General features: G+C 51.5%; 3 protein-coding genes. All 3 read right to left on the bottom strand.

Translation table 11 applies throughout. The features are described 5' to 3' along the window. Positions 1-120: 120 nt before the first annotated feature. Positions 121-486 (bottom strand): hypothetical protein, encoded by a 366-nt coding sequence (locus tag AC1RO3_RS07810; RefSeq protein ID WP_391856916.1) that lies wholly within the window; start codon positions 484-486, stop codon positions 121-123. A 13-nt stretch (positions 487-499) separates the two neighbouring features. Further along, entirely contained in the window at positions 500-1090 is a 591-nt protein-coding gene (locus AC1RO3_RS07805) for a hypothetical protein (protein WP_481763905.1), read from the bottom strand. Between the two features lie 251 nt (positions 1091-1341). Beyond that, a partial coding sequence (locus AC1RO3_RS07800; protein WP_481763904.1) for a hypothetical protein occupies positions 1342-1560 on the bottom strand: 219 nt, incomplete at its 5' end.

Here is a 1560-nt window from a genome sequence, read left to right as displayed (position 1 = left end):
CGCTACGGTTGTCTTACGTGTCGGCGCAGCAGGGGTTGGGGACCATCCATGTGTTCTAAGGTCTGAATCGTCACGAACCGTCTAAAACCCTTGCATGTATTTCAAGGTCATTTTATTTCCTTAGCTTGGCGTGAACCAAGTTATTGTTGTCATCGGCTTTGCTGGATTCAAAGTTGTCTGGGCAATGATCTCCAGCGCAACGCTAGCATCCTGAGTAACATATGGAAGTCCCGCGATAACTTCTAACTTCACGCCATAGTCATTTGTCGGTATCAATCCCGCAGCCAAAACCTCCATCTGAACGTTCGTGTCCTGCGCGTTAAGTGGAGGTATAATCAGCACTTGCCGCGCAGTTGCCTGATTTTTTACCGCTGATGACTGCGACAATAGAACCTGCCGCGCTACTGCCTGAGCAGTAGACGCGGGAGATTGAACTGTAAGTACCTGTCTGGCTAGGGACTGCGCCTTTACCGGATTACCTGCCATAGTCACCCTCGCATTAGGTTATATGGTTCAAGACAAACTGCGACGCCTTGATCGAGTTGGTAGACCATGCCTTGTTTCCGTTGGGGTCAATATCAGACAGGACCGATGCGTATGTTGGTGTTGTTCCCGAGACCGTGATTTGGGCGCTGTCTGTTTCAGCAGCTGCACTACGCAGCCCTACGCTAACCACAGGAGCCGTCGTCGAAGTCTTGGTGAAGTAGGTTTCCACCAGCTGCGCGCGAGCCGAATACCCTGCCGGGATAGTGTCCGACGAAGAGTACACATCAACATCTCCAGAATTCGAGGACGCCACGTTCTTCGAACTCATGCTCGATAGTGCAGATTGATTCACGGCGCTTGCATTAGTGCCCGTACCACCCGTGGGGACCCATTGCGCTTGCACGTCTGCTGTAGGGCGCTGCGCCACGATGTTAATCTGACCTAGGTTACCGCTTAGGCCGGTGCCATCTTCGAGCGTCACGTAGATATCGTCAATTGCGGTAAAGCATCCAGAGCGTTGGAATCCTATAAGGAACAGCCCCGTAGTATCAGTCGTTTGTGTAAACTGGTAGGTGAACTTTGAACCGACTTGAACACCATCCACGTATATGTACACGTCGAACTGGTTTGTGGCCGCTATATTCTTCACATATCGAATTTCGAAGTAATGGTACAGATTAGTGGTCGCAGACAGGGACCCGCTTACAAAGGCCGAATTGTTAGCAACGGAGTTTAGGATACCCCATTGGCGGTTTCCGCCCGATGCCCCAGTAACGAATAGGTGCAAAAAGCCACCATTTGTTGTGGCTGGTGTGAACTGGCCGTTAGCAGCAGGTGCCCCAGACTGCGAAACAATTAGTCCACTGCCAACCCGCCTGTCAATCCGGTTGCTGTCGCGTCCCCAGCCTCATATACGTTCATGGCCTGCCAATTGGTTACCATGTCTGGTGTTGTCGCAATGATGCCCGTGGACGAAGTTGTGAACAGAACGTATTTGCTGCCGTCGTACAGGTAATTGACGTAGCCACCGCCCGACAAATTTGTTAGCGGAGTTCCCGTAAGAGTCCATGTAAC

This window comes from Dellaglioa sp. CoH-57-MRSF-19, assembly GCF_056781975.1.
Note: the sequence above shows the minus strand (reverse complement) of the source record. Positions and strands in the feature narration are given on the sequence as shown.